This window comes from Pseudomonas sp. AGC41, assembly GCF_057334555.1.
This window is the reverse complement of record NZ_JBHFJB010000063.1, coordinates 2,779-3,844: the sequence shown is the minus strand read 5'-3', so window position 1 is coordinate 3,844 and position 1,066 is coordinate 2,779. Positions and strand designations below refer to the sequence as shown.

Here is a 1,066-nt window from a genome sequence, read left to right as displayed (position 1 = left end):
GCTCGCGAAGGCGTCCGCTCAGTCGACATCATCATCGACTGACATACCGCTTTCGCGAGCAGGCTCGCTCCCACAGGGATAGTACGGTCAGGCGTGTTCCCCTGACCTTACTGCCCCGCCCGCACCTTGGCGATTTCTGCATACATCATCTTCACCAGCTCACCGTCCAGGGATTTGGCGAATTTATCGATCACCGGCTGCACGCGTTCGCGGAAACGATCTTTCTCGGCCGGGGTGATTTCATTGACGGTCATGGCGCCCGCCAGCGTCGCCTTGGCCTTGCCCATGCTCGCCGCAGTGACTTCACGCTGGAACTTCTGCGCCTCGCTCGCGGCCTCGCGGATCAACGCCTTTTCATCGTCGTTGAGGCGGTTCCAGGTTTTCTGGCTGATGATCAACGACTGCGGATTGAAGATGTGGCCCGTCACCGAAAGGTACTTCTGCACCTCGTAGAATTTGTTGCCTTCGATCACCGTGAACGGGTTTTCCTGACCATCAATGGTGTGCTGTTCCAGGCCGGTATAGACCTCCGGGAAAGCCATCGGCACCGGGTTGGCACCCAGGGCACTGAAGGTTTCCAGATAGATCGGCGACTGGATGACGCGCACCTTCAAGCCCTGCATGTCTTCAAGTTTCGCCACCGGATGCTTGCTGTTGGTCAGGTGCCGGAACCCCAGGTCCCAGTAACCCAGGCCGACCAGGCCCTTGCTGTCCAGCTGCGCCGCGAGTTTCTGGCCGACCGGCCCGTCGATGACCGCGTGGGCTTCCTCGGCATTGTTGAACAGGAACGGGAAGTCGAGCATGGCGAAATCCGCGGCCTGGGCGGCGAGGATCCCGGAGTTCAGCACCGTGATATCCAGCGTGCCGCCTTGCAGGGCCGAGACGGTCTGCACGTCGCCGCCCAGGGTTCCGCCGGGGAACAGACGAACCTTGAGCTTGCCACCGCTCTTTTCACTGAGCAGGTCGGCAAACTTCTGCGCGCCCTGCCCTTGCGGATGCTCCTTGACGTTCTGGAAGGCAAAACGCAGGGTGCGCTCGCGGATCTCAGCGGCGTGGCCGGCCACGC

Annotated in this window: 1 protein-coding gene; it reads right to left on the bottom strand. The window is 61.4% G+C overall.

Translation table 11 applies throughout. The features are described 5' to 3' along the window. Positions 1-107 precede the first annotated feature (107 nt). Positions 108-1,064, bottom strand: coding sequence for a TRAP transporter substrate-binding protein (locus ACE04F_RS11850; RefSeq protein WP_486106882.1), 957 nt, complete (start codon positions 1,062-1,064; stop codon positions 108-110). Positions 1,065-1,066: the final 2 nt, after the last annotated feature.